The sequence below is a fragment of the Selenomonas sp. FOBRC9 genome, from assembly GCF_000287655.1.
Taxonomy (GTDB): domain Bacteria; phylum Bacillota; class Negativicutes; order Selenomonadales; family Selenomonadaceae; genus Centipeda; species Centipeda artemidis.
Genome location: NZ_ALJR01000023.1, coordinates 13,370 through 33,594, shown reverse-complemented (window position 1 = coordinate 33,594; position 20,225 = coordinate 13,370). Strand labels below are relative to the sequence as shown.

The window sequence follows — 20,225 nt, the reverse complement described above, 5'->3', positions numbered from 1 at the left end:
TTCCTCCTTACATCCAGCTGCTGTCATCATAACCGTTCATTCCAGTCTTTGGGTCGTCTATATCATAAGCAAAGGATACGTCCGGCATGGAGTTCATCCAGTTCGCATGGTCGTATCCTTTGATGGTCTCTGTTTCGAGGTCATATCCGAACACTGCTTGCTCGGAAAAATAATAATTCACACGAACACCCTGCGGCTTTGGAATGATGAGCCCCTGCCGAACCATTTCTTTGGTGATTTGGTCATCAATGCCGATGGCGAGGACGTCAATCGTCATATCCTGATTGTCTTGGATAATGATTCCTTTGCCGAACAGCGCGCTCCACAGTTCCTTGATGTCGTATATCCCACCCTTCCACATATTCTTGGCGATCTGTGCGCGGAGCAGATTACGGTATGCTTCGTTGTCGAGCACGGGAGACAGCCCCTTGTCCGGCTGATACGGCAGTGTGCGTTGCGCGCCGACAAACTCGCCGAGGACATCCTCCTGTACGCCTGTCGCATAGTCGAGATCGTATTCGTCGTCAAGATAGACGGCGAGCGCAAATATATCATCCGAGCAGGAAAGCAGGGCTTCGACGGTTCTCATGAACTTCTCGCGCCCTCGATGCTGCGATGTGATAAGGTCAAGGTACGAATCCATCATGGGCATCAAACCACCTCCACCGTAACCGCCGAGCTCTTTGCGATAGCATTGTACGGGATGATGATATCGACAATGCCGAGCGTTCCGCCAGCTCTCCCAAGCTGCACGGACTGCAGGGCAAACGGCGGGTGCAGGGCATCGTCAACAGCTGCCGAAATCGCAGTGAGGATGCCCGTCGTCGTCACGTTGGTGCCAATTCCGAGGCGTTCGATGTATTCTGTGATATTTCGATTGATATCATCTTCGACGGTCGTTACAAAGATCGCGTATTTTTTGATGGTAACCTTGACCGCAACCTCTTGATAAATCGGGCGAAAAAACCGAATTTCATTTTTCAATCCGTCTGAGTTGACGTAGATCGTTGTCGTTGTCCCGTGCGTTCCGCATCCCGGACCTTTGCGCAGGTAGATTTGCTCTGCCACCGCAGAATCAAGCCCACCCTCTACAACGGCGGCGATACTGTGACCTGGGACGCCGTTTTCATCCGTGCTGTTCGTGTCGTTTTCATACACCTTGTACCGCGTAACGCCTGCGACGCTTGCGATGCCGGCAATGGTGCTGTCAACCATGTTTTGGCTCGGAATCGCCGTTGAGATGGATTGACGCTTGCGCAGCTCCTCATCTGTTTCGATGGGACGCCCTTTGACCGCAGGCACTTTATTGGTGACGGACAGCCATCCATACTGCGGGTTGCTGATTTTCGTGATGGTACCGACGGGCGCCTCCACCGCTCCGACGTCTTGGCATTGCGCCGTTGTCTCGAGTGTTTCCCCCTCGAATCTGATTTTCTCCGGGAGTTCCCATTTTCTCCCCTGCGTATCCTCGACAATGCCTGCGGGGATGGTCGTTCCCGGTACACCCGTGAGTGTCAGCACACAGGTTGAATGCGTCGCGGTCTTGCGGCGCAGACCGTTCAGCTTGACACGGCTCGACAGCCCCGTGCCGACTGCCGTCTTTGCGCTCTGATTGTGGTAGACGATCTGCAGCATCTGCATCGTGTCGTAGGTCTTGAGCGCAAATGCAGATATCATCTGATAATCCTGCGCATCATTGCCGAGGTAGATGTCCTCCCCGTAGATTTTCTTAAACTGCGCGATCAGATCATCCCGAATGTCGGCGTAGGTCGGCACATGAAGCCCCGCATCGTCAATATATGGCGCGAAATATGCCATTGCTATACCTCCTCGTCGATGCTGAACGCACCATATTCGCTTTGAATCGCCGCGCGAATGGTCAGCCGGCGATTCTCGTTATCCCATATCGGGTCAAAGGACAAAATGGACAGGACGTGCGGCGTCTGCTGGATGCGGTCGCGTATGATTTGCTCTGCCGCCGCCACATCTCGGTGTGCGATGATCTTCTGCCAATAAGGCACACCATCTTCGATGTCCTCCCACCACTCGTAAATTAAAAGGCGCAGCCGCGTTAAAATCGCTTGCTGCACCGCCGCAGCTCCCTCGATATAGGCATGTCCATTGCCGAGGCAAAAATCCCCGGTCTCGTCAAGCATACGGTATCTCATGACACACCGCCTGTTGTTCCACCGCCCGGCATAACGCCGCCGTGCGTATGCCCGAGGAAGCTGCGCCCGTCGATAACAACGCCACCGCTGATAGTGACGCCGCCCGCCGCCTGTATGTTGATTGTACTTCCGTTGATCTCGATAGAGGCGTCTCCCGATGCGTTGCGCAGCTGCGCCGTACCGGGCGAATATCCGCTGACAACATGCGGCTGGCTGCGAAAACCGACAAGGGCGAATCCATCTGAAAGATCATGCCGGCGCTTTTCCGCTTGATTCTGCACGCCTCCATTTTGCCACCATGCGTCGATGCAGCTGTCGCCGAACACCACAAGGCAATCATCGCCGGTCTGAATCGGGAGCGTCAGACAGTATCCGCCGCCCGAATAAACGAAGAAGGGAACATCCGGAAGAAGCGGTATCTCCGCCCATTCAAGTATGCCGCCCCGGTTCATCCTCTCGCGGATCGCGAGCCTAACAGTACATGTCTGCCGCGCATAATCGACCGACTGGATAATGCCGGGCGCGGCGACCCGCAAATCAAAAGCGAAGCCATCCATCTCCCGCTTGCTCTGCTCGATTTCCTCAGCGAGCCGTTCCGAAACCTTGAGCATTCCATCACCTCATTTCATTGTCTGTCCTGCGCCGTTCACCGTGGTCAGGAGCCCCATGCGTCCATTTCGGCTGACGCCTATCACCGACGTTGTCCATTCGTCGCCCCACGTGTCCCCGTGATGCTCGACAGAGAACACCTGATACTCACCGTCCTGGTCGAACTGCGCCGTCTGCGGGAGTTGGTCGCTCATTTGCTGTCCGCTACTGGGATCAATCTGAATCGCCTGCCGCTGAATGATCTCGTTGTCGATCTTAATCATCGTGCGCAGCTTTACCCTCGGATCGAGCAGCATTTTAATCTGTATGCCTTGGTCGGTATAGATGGGCGTACCGACAAGCCCGGTATTCGGCGTGAGTACGAGCACACGATCCTCTGGGATCTCCTGCTCGACCGTTTCTATCGTCAGTTTCCCATCTTCACCCTCCCAGTAGGCGGCGTCGTTCCACGTGCAAATATCGCGCAGGTATTTTGCGGGCGTACCGAAAAGCACCTTTCCGCGTGGCAGCGGCTCAGCGGGCAGCTCCTCACTCACCTCGCCGACGCCTATTTTCTTATCCGCCTGTCCTGCGACTGCATTCACCACATCGCGCGGCGTACTTCCCGCTGCGATGGTGCTGCGAACGTGATTCATAAAGAGGCTTATCATCCCTTTGATGGCGATGATCTCAAGGCGATAGTCCGTCCCGTTCTCTCTGTTCCGGAAAATCTGAACAATGTCCCCAGTGAAAATCTCGCCGTACTGCCCTTCCTCATAGCCGCCGAAAATGGAGATCTGAAAGCCCTCCTCGATGGCCTCTTTCTCGGTTGCTGCGTTCATGTTGTAAACAACGAGCGTTCCAATCTGCACGGCGGTCTCGGTTGTGGTCTTTGTTTGGAACTCGCATTTGAGCATAGACACATCCATCTCGGTGTCATGCTCCGGATCCCGCTCATCGGTTGCACTCCCGTTCTCGTCTATCTTGTAGGCGGGCTTGTAGATCAGGATTTTCCATTTCCGCCCGTAGAGCCGCCCTCTGCGTGCCGGTGCTTTCGTCACATCTCCTTCATTTGTCTCCGGCATCGCTGTCCCCCCATATGACATACCAGTCGCTGTCAAGCGTCGTTTCACTCGGCCATTGTTCCATGACGCGGCTGCGCGGGACAATCCATGCGCTGCCAACGCCGAGATAGCCGACCTGCTCAAGGATGTTCTGTCCCGGCAGGAGCGGCAGCCCGGAATAGACGAGATCATCATTTCGATAGATGTCGACGAGCCAGTATCCAGCGATATCGTTGTAAGTCATGCGGAACCGCAGAAGTGTGTTTCCGCCGTCAATCGGTACCTTCGCGCTGAATTTGTGATTCGGGATCCCTTGAAAGGGGATGATAGAGAACAATTCCGCGCACCTCCTATGTCAAAATGCCCCTGCCCGTATCCAAAATGACACGTGCAGCGGTCTTATTCACATCATCGCCCGTCTGCACGGGCGTCTGTCCTGCCGAGGTCTCCCCGGCCGATGCCGAGGCTCGAGCGCTGACTGCCGTCTCCGCCACGGTCGCAAAGATGATCTCCCGCAGCCGCACCGTACAGCGCAAGGCGTGAAGCGTATTCACATCGTCGGGCGAGGACATCTCCTCGATGAGCATGTTGTGATAGATTTGCAGCCGCGTCTCGACGGTAATCGGGACGCGCGCCAGCTGCATCGCACGCAGGCTTTTCCATGCGGTGATGGATCGACCTTCCCCCGGCGTCGTCATCATGTTCGGCATACATGGCAGACCAGCAAAATTGCTATACATCTTGCCCATCGACTGCAGAATGTTGCTGAATACCGGCGGCGCCTGCATATAGCTGTCAGCAGTAGCGTCTGACATCATAATTTCAATGGTAACCTCGGCGGGCTCAATGACAGCATGATCCGTCATAGTGACGCCCGTCTGCACGGGATAATTCGTCGGGCGCACGCGGCTGATGTGCTCCGTGCGCATGATACCGTCAAAGTGCATCCCGCCGATCGGCCATTTCGGAACGCGGAACAAGAATTGCTCCATATCCTTATATCCGGTCAAGAAGTTGATGATCTCATAGTGTCCCGTCATCTTCCCGATCTCCGCTCCGACTTTCATCCAGTCGGGCTTTTTCTTGCCGGAGACAAGTTCGGAAAAATAATTGATGCCGTCGAGAGATAGTCCCTTTTTAACGCCCATGAAGTCGCCTCCTCAAATCATCACGGGCGCACCCGTCATCGTACGGCTCCGCAGGATATGCGCGCCCCTTTGTTCGAGCAGGCTCATCGTCTCGCGCCCGACACTCCTGCCGATTTCTGCGGCACTCTGGTTCGTTCCGTTGACGGTAACGCCGCCGACGTTGACCTGATAGACGACGTTTCCTCCTCCGCCTCCGGACTGATAGCCTCCATATCCGCTCTGCCGGGCACCGGACATCAGTCCGTTGTAAAGGAGCGGGTCAACGCTGTACGTCGAGGAGAAGGATGTCTGCATGATCGGAGCGCTCGTCCTTGGCCTCTTTTTGGCGCCCGGGAGGCCTCCTGCCGTCTGAACCGGTTCGGATGGTTCGGCACGCAGAATGTCGCCGTTCTTTATCCTTTTATACCACTCCGCAGTATAGGCTTGTTCGTATCCGTGCTTTCCGACTTCAAACTCATCTGTCCAGACCGTCGTCGATTCGGACGGAGACATGCCGTTCATCCGCGCCGGGTCTAGTCCGCGCTGCTGCGCCTCGATGATCGCATAGTCCGTCTGTACGCCCGGGTCTTGCGGATCAAGCCCGTGTTCCTTCGCCCATGCAAGAAACGCCTTTGTCCGCTCACCATTCCACTGGTACATGCCATAGCCGCCAACATGGCCGACACCCGGAACGTCGTGCTCCGGAACATCGCTTGTATCAAAATTGTGCTCCTGCTCCAAACGCCCAAGAACCCCGGCGATGACCTCGTCGGAATAGCCCGCCGCCTTGAGCCGTTCGTATACGACGCGAGCGTTCCATGCTCGGTCGCCTTTCCCTGCGGGGCTGCCGTCGCCGTCTCCACTGAGGATCATCCACGCTTTGCGGAACTCCCCGTCTTTGAGCGCAAGAAGCGCACGGCCGAATTTTCCGACACGCGAAATCGCGCCGTCGATCATCCTGCCGATCTCCTCCCAAAACCGACGGAACGGCGCGCTGTCGCGCATCATCCTGAGAAGGTCGCGGAACACACCGACTGCACTCGACACGATCCGGACGAGCGCTGTGAATATGCCGAAAACGGCGCGGATCGCATCGCGGAAGGTGTAGACATGATCTGTCTTGCCGAGCTCTCCAAACAGCCCTCGAAATGCGATATTGACGAGGTCAAGGATGACATTGAAGGTATCCATGAGAACGCTCGCGAGTTCGCCCACGGCGTCGATCAGCTCGCGGTATTCCTTTGTCTTGCGCACCTCATTAGCAAGGCGCGAAATCCAACGAATGAGGCTTTTGAACGTCCCCAAAAGAGACATGAACATATCCCATAGTTTTTCTATGGCTGAGCTCAGATGCCGGACGGCGCCATGCTTTTCCATGGATTCATAGAGGAGCTTTGCTTGCTCGATCCATGCCGCGACGTAGATGGTCGCGAGATCCCAAAGAGCACCGCCGATCTCCTTGATCTCGGACAGAAACGCCCTCAGTTCGCTAGAACCTCGAACGCGATTGAAGAACACCGACACAGCGCCGGCGAACTCGTCCCACTTCTTCTTTGCCGCCTCGATGTACTCGCTCAATTTGTCCCAATAGGCGCCGAGGGCGGACTGCTTACCCTCCATATGACCGTAGTAATCGTCAATGAGAAGGAGCAGTGAGCCTACCAGCATCAGCATGCGCGTCAGCGGATTCGCCCTGAGTGCAACCGTCAGTGCGGCGAGTGCGGCGAGTGCGATCTTGACGCCCTTCGGGAAGCTGTCCCACATCGCCCAAAGCGATTTTCCGATGTCCATGACGAGCGTCAAGAAATGCCTGCCCACGTTGATGATGTAAATGAGCAGGCGCGCGGCTTTCTCCGTCCAGACACTCATGTTTTTGACAAACATATCGTTAAAGCTGCGGAACTTCTCGCGGGCTTCTGCAAGAGGACGATTCAGATACTTCATGAGATAGTATCCGACCCATGTCATTGCATAGGAGACCTCTTGCTTGAGCCGCGTGAACTCAAACATGAGATCGCGGAAGCCCCGCATCGTCTCTGCGAAGTCCCCGCCGACCTTCATCTTGCGCCCGTCTTCGGTGAGCTTGTTGAAACGATCCATCAGCTCGGGCGTCAGCATAATGTCCTGTATGGATTCGCCGAGCGCGTCCGTCGCCGCTTTCATCGTCCATGCGGCATCCTTGCCGACCATCATCTGACGCGACAGCTTCTGCATGGCGATGTCCTGCTTTGCAGCGGCTTTCATCAATCCGAAAACGGACGCCGTAACGCTTGCGATCGCCGTCCCAATGACGGCAGAGGCGCGGACGAAGTTTGCGGCCATATGCCCCGTTGCCGAATCCACGGTACGGTCAAGGCTTTTAATCGTCGTCTCTGCCTCCCGAAAGCCTGGCTTATCAATCCGTGCGCCGAGGCCGACAAGATATTCCTGTATCATCTCACCGATCATGTATTCACCTCCTTATTTGCCGCGCATTCCTCCGCCCGACGGCGGTTCTCTCCCTCCACGAGCATAATCTCATGCATGTCGAGAAGATCATTGAATGTATACGTCCCGTCCCACAGTTCATGCTGCTGCCATTTCCCTGCGATGACGGGCGCATACACCCATTCGTTTACGTTTCGGTAGGCGCAAAGTTCAAATCCCGGAGCCCGGCTTGTAATGCCGTCAAGCCGTCTCCGCTGAAAAAACCCGAGATGTTGAAAACCAACGCGTGAATCGTGAGCATGATGACGAGCATCGCATTGTCAGCGACGTCCTCGACGCCCCAGCTACCGTTCTCATTTAGGAGCGGCGCGGTGCGCCCGGGCAAAACCTCGCCGACGACGGAGAGGACGTCCTTCTGGAACGCGATAAACTCCGCCTTGCTCATCAGCGCACGGTTTGGCATCGGCAGCGCAGAAGTATCGCCTCCGTCCGCCTGCACGGCATTCATCATTTTCGCCTCCATGCCCATCGGAAGCATTTTCTCCATGAGCGTGAATGCGATATAACTGCCTGTAAAAGCGTCAAAGGAGCGGATTTCAAATTTCCGCCCCTGCAGCTCGACGACCTTTTTAATTTGTCGTTTCATCATTTACCTCCAAATCAAAGCTGGATGCGCTGAATATCTGCAAACAGAATCTGCCATGCGACGCGCTGACCTTGGCTCTGCAGCGGCTCGTCCGGCTCTTTCGTGAAGGAGCCGCCGGAGCAGTAATAGGTCTTGCCCATCTTCGGTGCTTCAATCGTCATAGAGATTGTTGTCCATGCCGACGTGTCCGCCTGCCAGCAGTAATTAAAAAGCCCCTGCAGAAATTTATGCAGGGAGCTCGTCTGCTGCGCGTTGATGGCGACACTGCCGTTATTGCCCGCGATCTTGCTGACCATAACCGAGCCGTCCGAGGCGACGTCGTGCACCGAGCGATCCGTCGTCTTGGATACGGTCATATCGCCGATGCCCTCGCCCTGAATCGAATACGAGCCGTATCCGGGGCAGTTGATTGTCGCATTGACGTCGGTAAACGAATAGGTGCTTACATTTGGCATTCTTTATCCTCCCTTCTTAGCGGTTCACGTCGACCTGAATGGTGACATGGTGAATCGCGCCCGCAAGTTTCAGCGACACGTAGATCGGCGGGGCATTGCGTGCGTCTCGATCCGCCTGCTGCTGATTCGCGATCGGCTCGCTCTGAATGAGGTATCCTCCCGGGAGTACCTGTCCGTATTCAAGCGCCATCAATTCCTCGCCTTTCCAGACGCCCTCCTTGATGAAGCCGATGCGGTTCATGTCGTCGCATACCTCTTTGAGTGCTGTCTTGATGCGTCCCATGCCGGCTTCCGTCTGCGGGACTTTGCCCACATTGACGAGCAAGTCCATGATGGAGAGCTGCATGTCGTTCTTGAACTTGTCGAGATAGATGATCTCATCGAACCACGAGCCGTCGCCGACACGCCCCTCCTCAAACACATCATAGTAATTACCGCGGTTGATGTAGACGTTACCGTAATTGTTCTTGATGTTATTGAGGTCGTTCGTCGTGAAGGTCTGCATGTAGTTTTCTGCCTGCACGCCGACCTCGGGCTTGTAGGCGAGCGTGAACGCGCTGTTCATTGTGGAGGCGCTCATCGCCCCCATCGCCCATCCGATTATCGCGCAGACAGCATCTTTGTGTGCAGTCGAATACTGCCCGATGATGCGGCGATACTTCTTGCTCTTGATGGTGCCGAAGATTCCGCCGTCCGCCGCTTTCGCCTTGTTGTCTGCCGTCGTAAAGGCAAACATGGTAGACGGAGTGCACGCCTCGACAAACTCCTGCACCTCAAGCAGCTGCGCGTCGGTCATGTCGCCGCAGTAGATGCCGACGTACCACTCCGAATCCTCCTGGCGCAGTGCCTGAATCGTCTTGACGGGCGTCTCCTTGCTCGCCACCTTGCCGATTGCAACGAGCGGCGGTTTCTTCCGCTGCCCGAAGATCAGCGCGGCCGCCTTGTAAAGGCGATCCTCCGTCGTGAAGCCCGCCTGCAGCATCGAATTGAGGCTGTCATAAGTCACGATGCGCCGGTCTGCAAAATCCGCGACCGAGCCGACGTCGCCCATAAGCAGAGCGAGATTGAATTTCTTGCGCGTCGCCGAGACGGCGGCAAGATTGACGATGATATTGACCACGGGGTCAAGCGGCAGCACATTTTTGAGTGCCATATTGTTCCCTCCTTATGGTTATGGATTCGCCTGTGCGCCGATTTGGACGCGGTCGATGTGACCGACGTCCTCCGGCACGAGACGATAGAGTTCATTGAATCGCAGGGTGATATCCCACCTGTCCCACCACTTCCCTGCGAAAAGTTCGGGCGCCTGCATACACGTCGGGAGATTAGTGATGATGAACACGTCCTTGCGGGCAAGGTTCCGCTGCACAGAATCGTAGAAAAATCCGTCCTTGAGAAAATTGACGAGCTCGTAGGATTTCCGCCCGTATGCGGTCGCCTGCAGCTCCCACACGCGCGTTCTCACGGTATCCCGATAGACAGTTCCATTATCCGTGCGGTACTGACTGTCACGCTGTTTTGCGTAGTCGTCATCCGCTTCAGCAAGATACAGAAAGACGATATCGTCGCTGATCTTCCAGTCGGGCGCACCTCCTTCCGGATAGCGCCAACGGATGAATTTGTCAGGTTTTTTGATGATGCCCGATACGATATCCTTCACTTCGCCCCAGAACAGCTCCTGAAGCTCCGTATAGGTCATCCGCTATCCTCCTCTCCCATGAGCCCGCCGATTGCCTTGTAATACCCGTTTGCTGCATAATCGAAGGTTTGTATCAGCTTGTACCGCTTTCCCTTCCACACGCACACATCCGACGTTTTGTCGGTATCGGAGACATCAAGGCTGACCTCGTCCGTGATGAAGGTTTTCATCCCGTTGACGCGATCGGCGGTATCGAGCAGTTCGAGGTCTTTGCTTGAGGACGGCTGCACAATTCCTTCGACTGTTATTTCCGTCGTTTTTGTGTGCGCGCTGCCGTGTATCCACTCCGTCTCGCCCTGCTTGATAACGATAAAGTTTGTGCAAAAATCCGGATCGTGGACGATCTCTGAAACATTGATTGCCATCGGATCACCCCATATCCCTTATGACATAAGTGATGGATTTTCGCATCGCATCCGTATCAATGAGTGGACTGTCACTTCCCTTCGCCTTGATGGTTCGCTCAGAGTTCGGCGGCCATTTATTCTTTGGGTTATCGAACCATGATTGTGCAGCTTTCACAGCAATCTCACCGGCAGCGCTAAGCTCTCGCTCGGAGCCTGCCATATCCCCGTGCATCGCAGCGCGATACGCCACGGCGATCTGTTTTCCGATCGCTTCACGGCTGTCTTTGATGGCAGGCTGGAGCACGGGGCGCGGCGGTATCGCGTACGCGGGGCTGCCGTGCGTCTGCACATAGAGGCTATGCGCCGCACTGTAGAGCATGCCTTTGTCGATATTCTCCTTCATTTCAGCCCGCATCTGCGGGGCGCGTACGCCGTGCGTATGGAGATAGAGCAGTTCCGCGTTGTTCACTTCGTCACCACCCGGACGGCTCGATTTTTCTTGAGGAATGCCGACGAGCACTTTCTTCCGCGTCAGCCTTTCGAGCTTCTTGACCATAGAGGTAAATCCTCTGCCGGACTTCGTAACCGTTGCAGTCCCCTTTACCATACGACCATACCTCCGACGGAGTACATCCGCGCCATCGTGACGAATTGCTGACCGTAGGAGGTCAGCTTGTACGCCCCCCAGCCTGCGAAGTCCTCATTGATGCTGCCGAAATCATAGGACACGGAAATATCGCCCGCGCTCTTGGAAGTTTGCAGCCCCTTGGCAAGCCCTGCGGCAATCTTCTTCTGCATAGGATCATCGGCACCGGCCGCCGTCTGGAGATAGAGCGTCAGCCAGTGCGCGATGTAGAGCCCCATGCAGATTTCCCATGCGTCGTGATAACGGTTTTTGTGAATGGAGGACTGCGCCATATTGACCCATGCCCTCAGAATTACATCCGGCACCGTTCCTCCGCCGAACTGCGGATATGCGGCAAGAAAATCATCCACACCGTATTCGGGATTACCGCCCGTTCGGATGTTCGACGCTGCGGCGATGATCCCGAACACATCGATATCCGAATACATCATGGCTTACTCCTTCTTGCCGCCGTCATCCTCCTGCGGCGGGCTGTTATTGCCTGCCTGCTGGTTACCTGCATCGGCATCCTTCTTCGAGTTCTTCTGCGACTTAGATTCCTTCTTGCCGCCGTCATCCTCCTGCGTCGCATCAGCAACCTCAATCGTACCGTCTGCAACCGCCCACGCATACATGGGGTCTTTCTCGACCCAGTCGGGGAGGGTGGAGAACGCATACGGCTCTGCCGTGACGATCTCCTCCGTCTCGGGGTTGCGGAATCCGATCTTCTGTTTCGCTACGAGTTTAATCATGCTGTCCTCCTTAGATACCGTCACGATAGATGAACGGCTCGAAGTAGTGAATTTTAACCTGTCCGACATTCGCCATGTAGAGGCTGTCGTAAGATGCCGTATTAACGTTCGGCTGCGTCATGACGCGGCTCATCGGAACGGGAACATCCATCCCGACAAAGCGGCGCTGATTGACGTAGGCGACCATTCGGTTCTTCTTGCTGACACCTGCGCCGATGCAGAACCGGCACTCGGCAATCACGAGGTCGACGCCCTTCGCTTTGGCGATGTTGTGGTCGACGAGATACTGCATGATGGAGACGGGCGTCGGATAACCGTTTACGCTCACCATCGTGCGGTTGATGTACGCGAAATTTTCAGGGTCGATGAGGATGTGATTCGGGATCGCGCTGTTGTCATACTGTGCGCCTGCCCATCCTGCGATGATCGCCTCATCGATATCGTTCAAAATCTCCGTCGGCGTCTTGGTCGACCATCCCGTCTGACCGCTTGCGCCGGCCTTGACTGCCGTTGCCGTGATCTGCTTGTTGTTGAGCAGTCCGGTCGTGCCGTATGCCTCCTGCCCGAGGTACGTGTTGATGTCCATGTACTTGTCGTAGTCGAGGCGGATACCGTCGTTGTAGATGTCCTCGATGCTGCGCCCCGTGACTGCGCCGCGCAGCTGATCCTGAATCTTGATGGACATAGACACCTCGTACGGGAGCACCTTATAGAGGTCTTTGGAGAGGTCTGCCTGAATCCGGCGCATGGAGTTCTGGACACCGCCGACGCCGTCCGCCTGTCCGCCCGTGACGCTGTACTCGACGTTGAATGCGGACGTTGCCTCGACCCATCCGCCGCCGCTCTCGATTTCGATGTCGCGCGGATAGGTAGTGCTCGTCAGCGGCTCGCGCAGGAGCGGATCGAGCTTTTCCAGTTCGCTCTCGAGGAACGCCAGACCGCTCGATACTGCCGCCGCGTCCATTGTCAGCAGCGGAGAACCTCCGCGCTGCGGCGCGATTGCAAGGTTATACTGTTTCTTCATATCGTTTCTCCTCTCTCCTCTTACACGCCCTGACGTGTGATGATCGTCAGCTCTGCGACGCTGCGTGCGTCTGCGCCGCTCGACCACTTCACGCCCGTCAGTTCGACGCAGTTTCCGGTCTCATTCGCGGCGCCAAGATCACCGACCTTTGCCCCTGCAGGGCTCGTGCCGCCGACGACCTTCGTGCGGACATATACCTTTGCGCCGACCTTTGGCGTCCCCCATGCGCAGGTAGCGGAAATACCGCCGCGCTGGAGCACGTCACACGGCTCTCCTGCGGTGTATGCCCCGAAATTCTGATAGGGGTATACCTTCGCCGACTTTACCTTGCGCATGGCGATGCCCGCGAAGTCCGCGGCGGTGTTTGTTGCGCCAAAGAGCGCAACGGAGCCGTCGTCCTTCTGAATAACGGGCGCGCCGAACGGAATGTCATCCGTTCCTGCGGCGACAGGGCGCGTGCGGCTGACCTCGTCTCCCTGACGGGACGCCTGCCCCGGATACCCGTAGGTCATATTGATTCCGATTGTAGTTCCCGGCATTTATTTTTCCTCCTTCTTGCAGTGCGGATTGCGCTTGCGGCAGTTCTCGCCGAAAGCACGCATCTCCTTTTCCTTCGCGGCGGCATCCGTGGTCTTGCGGCGTGCAAGTGCACCATAGCCGCCCGGCATTGGCTGCGAATCCTTCGTCTTCATCGCTTTCTTCACGGCTTTGCTGAGTGCGTCGGACGCCCTCCGCTGCTGCGCCTGCGGCATTGCTGCGATGATCGGCTTCATAGCGCGAATCACCGACAGGGCGAGTGCCTTATCTGCGGCAGGTCTTGCTTCATTCGATTCAGATTCCGTCTCCTGCTCCTGCAGGTCTTCGTCCTCCTCGAGCTGTTCCGGCGGGACGGTCACGCTCTCCTCCTCGGATTCCTCGTCCTCCGTCGGTGCAGGAGCGCCGCCTTTGAGTTCCTCCTCGAGTTCGTCCAGGGACTCCGTTTCCTTTGCGGGTGCTTCTTCCGGTTTCGGCTCATCATCCTGCGTTTGCGACTTCACGAATGCGTCAACCTTAGCGTTGAGAGCCTCTACCGCGTTCATAAGAGCCGCGATATCCTTGCCCTGTGCCTCCTGCGGTGTCTCTTCCCCGCCGCCCTCTGCTTCATCGACAGCGCGTGCCGCCTCGCGGACTTCCTCCGGCTCTGCATCTTTGGCGAATGCCGCAAACATCCGATGCAGAATACTCTTTTTTGCCATCTGTTTTCCTCCTTCTGGCTTGGTCTTGGCGTCACGGATAGACACGTCGTGTCCCGCGCGCCCGGCATCGACGACAGCAACATGATTGCCGATGATATCCATCTGCTCGTATGTTCCGTCGTCCCTCTCGATATATTTGCACTCGTAGCCGCACGATATTTCCCGCTTGCCCGCGTCAATCTTGGCAATGAGCGCGGCATCGTACACAACGAGATCGCAAATCAATTTGTCGGCGTCCGCTCCGCTGCCGCGGCGGACATTTTGCACCGTCCCCTTCGTGTAGCTCGCGTAGTTCGACGCGTCCACGCCGATGGGCGGGTGATCGTCTGTGACGGGCTTCCCTTCAAAGGACGCAATCGCCGCAGGCTTGAACACCTCGTTTTCCTCTCGGTAGACATTTAGAATACCGTCACCGTGATCCGTGATGCCGAGTTCCTGCGGCAGATACTCCTGCACGCCTGTGCGGCAGATCGGGACGCTGTGACACACGAGGAATCCCTCGGGCGTCCGCGTCATATGGGGCGAGAACCTAGCCCCGTAGAATGCTTTCAATGGGCATTCCCCCTTTCAAATTTTAGGCATAAGAAAACCCGCCCTGTATCGAGCGGGTTATTTAAGAGTTTTCCTTTTTAGGCTTCAGCCGCATCCCCCATCCGCCATAATCCACAAGTTCAAAACGGCCGTATTTATTCGCCAAATCCTTTATGTTATTCTGCTGGTTGCGCGTAAGATCGTTCCATTTGACAATGACCTCCCCGCGTTTCTCGCGCTTTGTATTGCGATACTCTGACAAATCGACGCCCACCTGCTCGTTTATGTAGGACATCAACTTTTCTGCCTCTGTCCCCTTTTTCTTTAGCGCGGGCTTAGGCTTCTCCTTCGGCGTGAACTCGTGCTTCGTCTTGCCCGTCCATTCCTTGCCGCTGAATTTGCCACCTGCACCGCCGTCGATCTTGCCCTCCGTCAGATGGACTTTCGAGCCGTTAATCGTGCGCCAGTTCTTGGGGGCTGGGTCTTTCGGATGCACAGTGTCCATCGTCAGCCCCTTGTGCATGGCGTAGGCATCCAGTGCCCGTTCAATCCGTCCGAGCGCCCGTCCGATGCGAAATGCATCTTGTACCTTCATAGTTCTAACTCCTTTCAAATCTCTTGCGCGACATTCGCTCAATATGCCCGTTGCGATACACACGCATCGGGAAATTGAGTAAATCCAAATCAACCACCGGCTCTGGATAGCACCTACAATTCGGGCAGCATCCCGCGTGGTAGTGTCCCAGCTTATTGTTGTACGGCGTCCCGTCGATGTGGCGCAGTGGAAACAAGTCCTCGGGCGCAGGCGGATCGCTCCACCTGACGAGAACGCCGCTCATGTGCTTATGGCTGTTGCGCGTCCTGCCGTCTCCATTGTTACCTCCACACGCGCGCCACACATACCAGTCAAGTCCGAGGGCTTCTGCACGCGCCTGCACTAGATTGGTCTGCGTCATGGAGACCTGCGTCCGCGCGATGAGCTGCGCCCGCGCCGTCGTTTTCTTCGGGAACATCCGCTTAATCTCATCGGCGATGTCCGAGGCTCTGCGCCCCTTTAGTGCCTCCCGTGCGGCGTATGCGGTCACGTCGTCGGCGATGTCCTTCGGCAGTGTGCTGATGAGGGCTGCATTCTCCTTCACGAGGGCTCGTATTCGCGCCCCACGTGCCCCCTGAAGCTCTTTTTGCAGGGCTTCGTATATCTCCCTCCCCCTGCCGTTATTTCGCGCCGCCTCGCGCCATGTGCGTCCGGTATCCTCGAACAGCCCCGTCACCATCTTCATAGCGATTGCTTCCGAGAGACGGATGAAGTCCGGATTCTCTGCGAGATGCTGCAGCGTCCCGGTGATGAGCGCGATCTCTGTCGTCTCTCCGACGCGCGTTACAATCCCCTTTGCAAGGTCAAGGAGCGCTCTGCGGAACGCTACTTCTATTCTGCGCTTTGGCATCCAGAGCGGTTCTCTCATGCGTAGGTCTCCTCAAAATGGGTATAAAAAATCCGCCTACACGTTCGTGCAAGCGGTCACTGTGCCGTTTGTTTGTCTTATATGCCGGGGATGCTGTCCTTGATGCCCTTCGCCATTTTCATGGCGCGCTGCATCAGGCTGTTCTCGTTCAGGTATTCTAGCCCCTTGAGTGTAAGGCGCGGACGGGATTCGCTGACCATGAAGTTTCCTGCCGCGTCGATGTCGATGGCAAGTCCTTCAATCATGCCCGCCTCGACGAGCATTCGCAGGAGAGATAGCAGACGCTGCTCGGAGATATGGAGCGTTTCTGCCGAAATCACACGATAGTCAAATTCTTCACTATCCATAGCCGCTTCCAGTGTCTTTAGGATGCGGTAGATGATCCGTATGTTGTCCATTGTGCTCACCTCTTATGCTTCCTGTGCGGTCCCTTCCCGATCTTGATGAATGTCCAATGCGAACAATAGCACATCGTCACTGTCAAGCAGATCTCCATCCTCATAAGCCTGCATGACTTCTTCACGCTCCTCATCCGTCTTTAAGCGCAATCGGACGCCAAGGACAAAATTATCGTTATCCCATATCTCACGCAGCATTTTTACAAGCCGTCTCTCTGCCCCGACTGTTTCTTCTTCTGGAATCATAGAAGCACCTCCATCATCAATTTATCTTCATTCTATCCAAAATGCGGTAATTGTCAAACCCATTATTTTCAACGAGGTAGTCATAGTTCCCGACTGCCTTTCGGAGGATTTTCTTCTTCCGCTCCTCTTTCGACAAGTCACTATTGAGAGCGCTCACTATGCGGGCATACTCCGCTTTCGACAACTTGACTTCACGGCGTTTCCGCTTGCGGTCAAACTTGCGTTTTCCCGCGCCTTTGCCAAACTTCCCATCGGACTGACGTGGATGATCCCCTTCATTCCACGCATCCGTCGTCCGCTGTTTTGGCGGTTCTCCTGCGCCGCTGCCGAACACGCCGTTCATGAGGTCGCCCATGCCCTCGTCCGGCTGCATGACCGAATCGTCGGCACGCTCTATATCCTCATCCGTAATGTTCGACCACATTCCAGTCATCTCAGACTGTTGCCGCAGTTCTTTCAGTGCCGTGCGCTGGCTCACCATGCCAGCCTGGAACGCCTTTGTTACGCTGTCCGTGTTCTTCGAGGCAAGGTCTGCCATCTCATCGTCACGCGGGCGGCGGATGGGATTGAATTCGTAGTCCCAGTCATCGGGAATACCACCGAGCGTCGAGATAAACATGATCGGCAGAATCTTGTCATACACAGGGCGAAGTTCCGCCTCCTGCTTTTCTTCGATGGTGTCATAGTAATTCTGCATGTCGCTCTCGCCGGTAGCATTCATCCCGGCAGGGCTGCGCCCGAACAGTTTTGTCACAGGCGTCTCCGCCGCGCCCGCGACGTCCATCATGAACCTGTCGTATGTCTCGCCGATGCCGCCGAAGGTGTACTGATGCGTCTCGTAGCTGTCGCCCTCGCCGAGGATTTGGAGACTGTTGTTGTTCATCATGGCGTTCATGCCCTGAATGGTATTGTAGAGCTGCACCTGTGCGCTCTCGTTTCCGGCGGCGAGCAGCTGCCCCATGCCGTCCATCTTCATGACACGCAGATTGGCCATGAAGGTCAGCATGGCGATGTTCCAGCTCACATTGTCTCGTTTTCGGAGTTCGTCAAAGACATGCTCCAGCTCGGACGCGCCCCAGTAGGTCTCTGCGAGCTGCTCGAGATACGGGAGCGCGCGCCCCATGAATCTGATGATGCGGCTGTGATGCACGCGGATGCCAACGGTCAGGGCGTCGCTAGATATTGTGTAATATTCGGGCATCCCAAACTCGGGATCGGAGATGTCACTGACGAGCTTGTCTTCCGGGGTGATGCCCGACCATCGGTCGAGGACGAGCAATCCCTTGTAGCTGCCCGGCATCACCATATCGTAATCGAGCGGTTGGTCGAGGCAGTTCTCATGTCCCTCAATCATAATGAGCGCGCCTGCGCCGCCGTAGAGCCGCCCCCATTTCAGCCCCTCGAGAATCTTGCGGCTTGTGCGCGTCGTGCGGTCACAGCGGACAATCTTCTTGATTTGGTCGGGCGATAGCTGCGTCAGGATATGGTAGCCGTTCTTGATCATATCCTCTGGGACAACATCGATGATGCGGCGTACGATCCAGTGTGAACGGTACAGGCTGTTGATGGTCTGCCAATCCCTAGAGAACCGCGTCAAGGGGTATTCCGTCGTTTCGAGCGGGTTCGGCATGAACACACCCGAGCGTGTCATTGGGTTCTGAAACGCGTCGTTCGTCTTCTGCCGGCGCAGTTTCGCTTGTTTGTTTTTACTCATTCTCTGCGCCTCCATTTCGGCAGCATGGTGTGAACGTAATACCGCAGCGCGTCGCACGCATGGTCGTTGCTTTTGACGGGTTGCTCTTTGCCCATCCGCGCCGCTTTTTCGTCCCAGACGTAGCTCTGGAACTCGTCGATCATCGGCTGACAGCGCGTGCGGTGGATGCGGATTTTCTTCTTCGTCAGCAGTTTTGCGACCTCGCGGATGCCGTCGTTGACGCTGTTGTCTGCGTCCTTTACGCGGAATCCGCGCCCTTGACACTCGAGTTTGAAGCTCGCCGCCGAGGGGTCAATCACGATGATGTCGGGATACTCCTCGCCGACCATTCGCTCTAGGTCGTCGGCATACTCGGCGTCGGTCTTTTGCCGCTGCTCCTTGCGACTGTCCCAGTAGTACATATCTGGGATCCATATCGTCTCGCCGTCGTCGTAAATGTCGAGAAAGACCATCGGATTCTTCGTACCATAGTCGCAGGCAATGAAGCGGCGGCAGGTGCTCTTGATTGTGTTAGTGAACTCCTCATCGTCAAACAGGAGGTCATCGCTGAACATGTCGTAGATGATGCCCTCCGCAAGCACCCACAATCCGAGGATCATGCGCTTGAACCACATTCCCGAGTACGAGCTGCGAATGTTCGTCTTGTACTCGCCCGTGAGGTTCGGATTGTCGTCTAACTCAAAATGCACCACGTTTACAAGTCCGTCCCGGAGCTTCTTTTCGCTCGTGACGTATTCCTTGTAAAGGTAGTGCATGGGAGAATCCGGATTTGTCGTACTGTATAGCTTTGCCCCCGGCACGCTGAGACGGTTGAGGAGCTGCTTGAAGAATCGCTCGGGCATGAGGGTCAGCTCGTCGCAGTATGCGCCTGCAAGGGTCTTTCCTCGGATGAATTTCTCTGAGCCCTCGTCCTTTGCACCGACGACCTTAATGCGCCGTACATGCTCGCCCTCTGCGTCCCGCCAGAACACGTCAAGCGAGCCGCTCTGCCGGTTGTAGTGGTAGTGCTCCTCGCCGATGGTATCGAACAGGTCGTTCAGCACGTTGTCGTAGATCGTGTCCTTGGATACACCGGTCATGAGGAGCAGCCCCGGCGGCCCCGTCATGATGTAGTCGAGCCATTTGGGAATCATGGCGACGGTCTTGCCGCTGCGGACGCTGCCCTCGAGAATGTTGATGAAGGCGTCCTCCTCGATGGGCTTCTCGATGAAGTCCAGAGCCTTTGTGCCCCAGTCCTTAAACTCCATCAGGGTGTCCTCCTCTCACGAGCCTTTTTTAGAGACTGCACAAGCTGCACCATTGTGGATTGCTCCTTTGGTTTATTCTCCTCACCATTGGCAAGTGCGGCGGCTTTTTCCCTGAGTTTTACGTCGCGTTCTTTGAGGCGGATGTCGGCACTGTCTCCGATGCTGTCAAGTAGTATCTTCACCATCTGCGGATTGCCCTCACAAGCGGTACGAATGATTCCGCCAATAACCGCATCGGCGATTGTAATCTCCTCGTCTTTGATGTTTGCCGCAAGCATGATTCCTTCTCTGAGGTCTGGATGCAAGTCCTTCAAGGTGAGTGAGACTGCTTCTTTGAGGACTGTACGCAGAGCTTTCTTGCGGCGGCGGGATTTTCCGCTCTCAACGCCACCTTTTTTGCTATTTTCTCTAGCTTCGCTCTTACTTCGTTTCGATGCCGGAATCAGATTCTGCTCGTTCGCCATCTACA

The 20,225-nt window shown here is 55.9% G+C and carries 27 protein-coding genes; all 27 read right to left on the bottom strand.

All coding sequences use genetic code 11. The features are described from left to right. Positions 1-7: 7 nt before the first annotated feature. Entirely contained in the window at positions 8-646 is a 639-nt protein-coding gene (locus tag HMPREF1147_RS05260) for a DUF2612 domain-containing protein (protein ID WP_232208058.1), read from the bottom strand. Between the two features lie 5 nt (positions 647-651). Beyond that, complete coding sequence (locus HMPREF1147_RS05255; RefSeq protein ID WP_009658037.1) at positions 652-1,818, bottom strand: baseplate J/gp47 family protein; 1,167 nt, start codon at positions 1,816-1,818, stop codon at positions 652-654. A gap of 2 nt (positions 1,819-1,820) precedes the next feature. Continuing rightward, entirely contained in the window at positions 1,821-2,168 is a 348-nt protein-coding gene (locus tag HMPREF1147_RS05250) for a hypothetical protein (RefSeq protein ID WP_037351202.1), read from the bottom strand. Next, positions 2,165-2,779: a Gp138 family membrane-puncturing spike protein gene (locus HMPREF1147_RS05245; protein WP_009657977.1), complete on the bottom strand. Its 615-nt coding sequence runs from the start codon at positions 2,777-2,779 to the stop codon at positions 2,165-2,167. Before HMPREF1147_RS05245 ends, HMPREF1147_RS05250 begins: the two co-directional genes overlap by 4 nt. 9 nt (positions 2,780-2,788) lie before the next feature. Next, complete coding sequence (locus HMPREF1147_RS05240) at positions 2,789-3,841, bottom strand: hypothetical protein (RefSeq protein WP_009658013.1); 1,053 nt, start codon at positions 3,839-3,841, stop codon at positions 2,789-2,791. After that, a complete protein-coding gene (locus HMPREF1147_RS05235) occupies positions 3,825-4,157 on the bottom strand; it encodes a hypothetical protein (RefSeq protein ID WP_009657995.1) in 333 nt (110 codons plus the stop codon). Before HMPREF1147_RS05235 ends, HMPREF1147_RS05240 begins: the two co-directional genes overlap by 17 nt. A 13-nt stretch (positions 4,158-4,170) precedes the next feature. Next, a complete protein-coding gene (locus tag HMPREF1147_RS05230) occupies positions 4,171-4,968 on the bottom strand; it encodes a phage baseplate protein (RefSeq protein WP_009657963.1) in 798 nt (265 codons plus the stop codon). A 12-nt stretch (positions 4,969-4,980) separates the two neighbouring features. After that, positions 4,981-7,395, bottom strand: coding sequence for a phage tail tip lysozyme (locus HMPREF1147_RS05225; RefSeq protein ID WP_009658009.1), 2,415 nt, complete (start codon positions 7,393-7,395; stop codon positions 4,981-4,983). Further along, positions 7,392-7,553, bottom strand: a complete 162-nt coding sequence (locus tag HMPREF1147_RS05220; RefSeq protein ID WP_009658040.1) for a hypothetical protein — start codon at positions 7,551-7,553, stop codon at positions 7,392-7,394. Before HMPREF1147_RS05220 ends, HMPREF1147_RS05225 begins: the two co-directional genes overlap by 4 nt. 8 nt (positions 7,554-7,561) lie before the next feature. Continuing rightward, complete coding sequence (locus HMPREF1147_RS05215) at positions 7,562-8,020, bottom strand: phage tail assembly chaperone (RefSeq protein ID WP_037351200.1); 459 nt, start codon at positions 8,018-8,020, stop codon at positions 7,562-7,564. A gap of 14 nt (positions 8,021-8,034) precedes the next feature. Beyond that, complete coding sequence (locus tag HMPREF1147_RS05210; RefSeq protein ID WP_009658016.1) at positions 8,035-8,475, bottom strand: phage protein; 441 nt, start codon at positions 8,473-8,475, stop codon at positions 8,035-8,037. 16 nt (positions 8,476-8,491) lie between these two features. Beyond that, positions 8,492-9,628 (bottom strand): DUF3383 family protein, encoded by a 1,137-nt coding sequence (locus HMPREF1147_RS05205; RefSeq protein WP_009657970.1) that lies wholly within the window; start codon positions 9,626-9,628, stop codon positions 8,492-8,494. An 18-nt stretch (positions 9,629-9,646) separates the two neighbouring features. Next, on the bottom strand, positions 9,647-10,174 hold the full coding sequence (locus HMPREF1147_RS05200) for a hypothetical protein (RefSeq protein WP_009658033.1): 528 nt from the start codon (positions 10,172-10,174) through the stop codon (positions 9,647-9,649). Next, complete coding sequence (locus HMPREF1147_RS05195; protein ID WP_009657978.1) at positions 10,171-10,539, bottom strand: hypothetical protein; 369 nt, start codon at positions 10,537-10,539, stop codon at positions 10,171-10,173. The genes HMPREF1147_RS05200 and HMPREF1147_RS05195 overlap by 4 nt, the downstream gene beginning before the upstream one ends. A 4-nt stretch (positions 10,540-10,543) precedes the next feature. Beyond that, positions 10,544-11,128 (bottom strand): hypothetical protein, encoded by a 585-nt coding sequence (locus HMPREF1147_RS05190; protein ID WP_009658019.1) that lies wholly within the window; start codon positions 11,126-11,128, stop codon positions 10,544-10,546. Next, positions 11,122-11,598 (bottom strand): DUF4054 domain-containing protein, encoded by a 477-nt coding sequence (locus HMPREF1147_RS05185; protein WP_009657968.1) that lies wholly within the window; start codon positions 11,596-11,598, stop codon positions 11,122-11,124. Before HMPREF1147_RS05185 ends, HMPREF1147_RS05190 begins: the two co-directional genes overlap by 7 nt. Before the next feature lie 3 nt (positions 11,599-11,601). Beyond that, entirely contained in the window at positions 11,602-11,898 is a 297-nt protein-coding gene (locus HMPREF1147_RS12255) for a hypothetical protein (RefSeq protein ID WP_009658028.1), read from the bottom strand. 10 nt (positions 11,899-11,908) lie between these two features. After that, positions 11,909-12,922: a DUF2184 domain-containing protein gene (locus HMPREF1147_RS05175; RefSeq protein WP_009657975.1), complete on the bottom strand. Its 1,014-nt coding sequence runs from the start codon at positions 12,920-12,922 to the stop codon at positions 11,909-11,911. Positions 12,923-12,942: 20 nt separating this feature from the next. After that, entirely contained in the window at positions 12,943-13,461 is a 519-nt protein-coding gene (locus HMPREF1147_RS05170) for a hypothetical protein (RefSeq protein WP_009657990.1), read from the bottom strand. Next, positions 13,462-14,709, bottom strand: a complete 1,248-nt coding sequence (locus tag HMPREF1147_RS05165) for a DUF2213 domain-containing protein (protein WP_232208057.1) — start codon at positions 14,707-14,709, stop codon at positions 13,462-13,464. It abuts the gene before it with no gap. A gap of 61 nt (positions 14,710-14,770) precedes the next feature. Continuing rightward, positions 14,771-15,283 (bottom strand): hypothetical protein, encoded by a 513-nt coding sequence (locus tag HMPREF1147_RS05160; RefSeq protein WP_009657981.1) that lies wholly within the window; start codon positions 15,281-15,283, stop codon positions 14,771-14,773. 4 nt (positions 15,284-15,287) lie between these two features. Beyond that, positions 15,288-16,151, bottom strand: a complete 864-nt coding sequence (locus HMPREF1147_RS05155) for a phage minor head protein (protein ID WP_009657986.1) — start codon at positions 16,149-16,151, stop codon at positions 15,288-15,290. A gap of 77 nt (positions 16,152-16,228) precedes the next feature. Continuing rightward, positions 16,229-16,549, bottom strand: a complete 321-nt coding sequence (locus HMPREF1147_RS05150; RefSeq protein ID WP_009658006.1) for a YjcQ family protein — start codon at positions 16,547-16,549, stop codon at positions 16,229-16,231. 12 nt (positions 16,550-16,561) lie between these two features. Further along, the gene (locus HMPREF1147_RS05145) at positions 16,562-16,795 is read right to left on the bottom strand and encodes a hypothetical protein (protein ID WP_009658026.1); all 234 of its coding nucleotides are present in this window, start codon (positions 16,793-16,795) and stop codon (positions 16,562-16,564) included. Positions 16,796-16,811: 16 nt separating this feature from the next. Then, the gene (locus HMPREF1147_RS05140) at positions 16,812-18,509 is read right to left on the bottom strand and encodes a DUF1073 domain-containing protein (protein WP_009657980.1); all 1,698 of its coding nucleotides are present in this window, start codon (positions 18,507-18,509) and stop codon (positions 16,812-16,814) included. Further along, complete coding sequence (locus HMPREF1147_RS05135) at positions 18,506-19,756, bottom strand: PBSX family phage terminase large subunit (RefSeq protein ID WP_009657999.1); 1,251 nt, start codon at positions 19,754-19,756, stop codon at positions 18,506-18,508. The genes HMPREF1147_RS05140 and HMPREF1147_RS05135 overlap by 4 nt, the downstream gene beginning before the upstream one ends. Then, on the bottom strand, positions 19,756-20,220 hold the full coding sequence (locus HMPREF1147_RS12035; protein WP_037351197.1) for a hypothetical protein: 465 nt from the start codon (positions 20,218-20,220) through the stop codon (positions 19,756-19,758). Before HMPREF1147_RS12035 ends, HMPREF1147_RS05135 begins: the two co-directional genes overlap by 1 nt. Positions 20,221-20,225 lie beyond the last annotated feature (5 nt).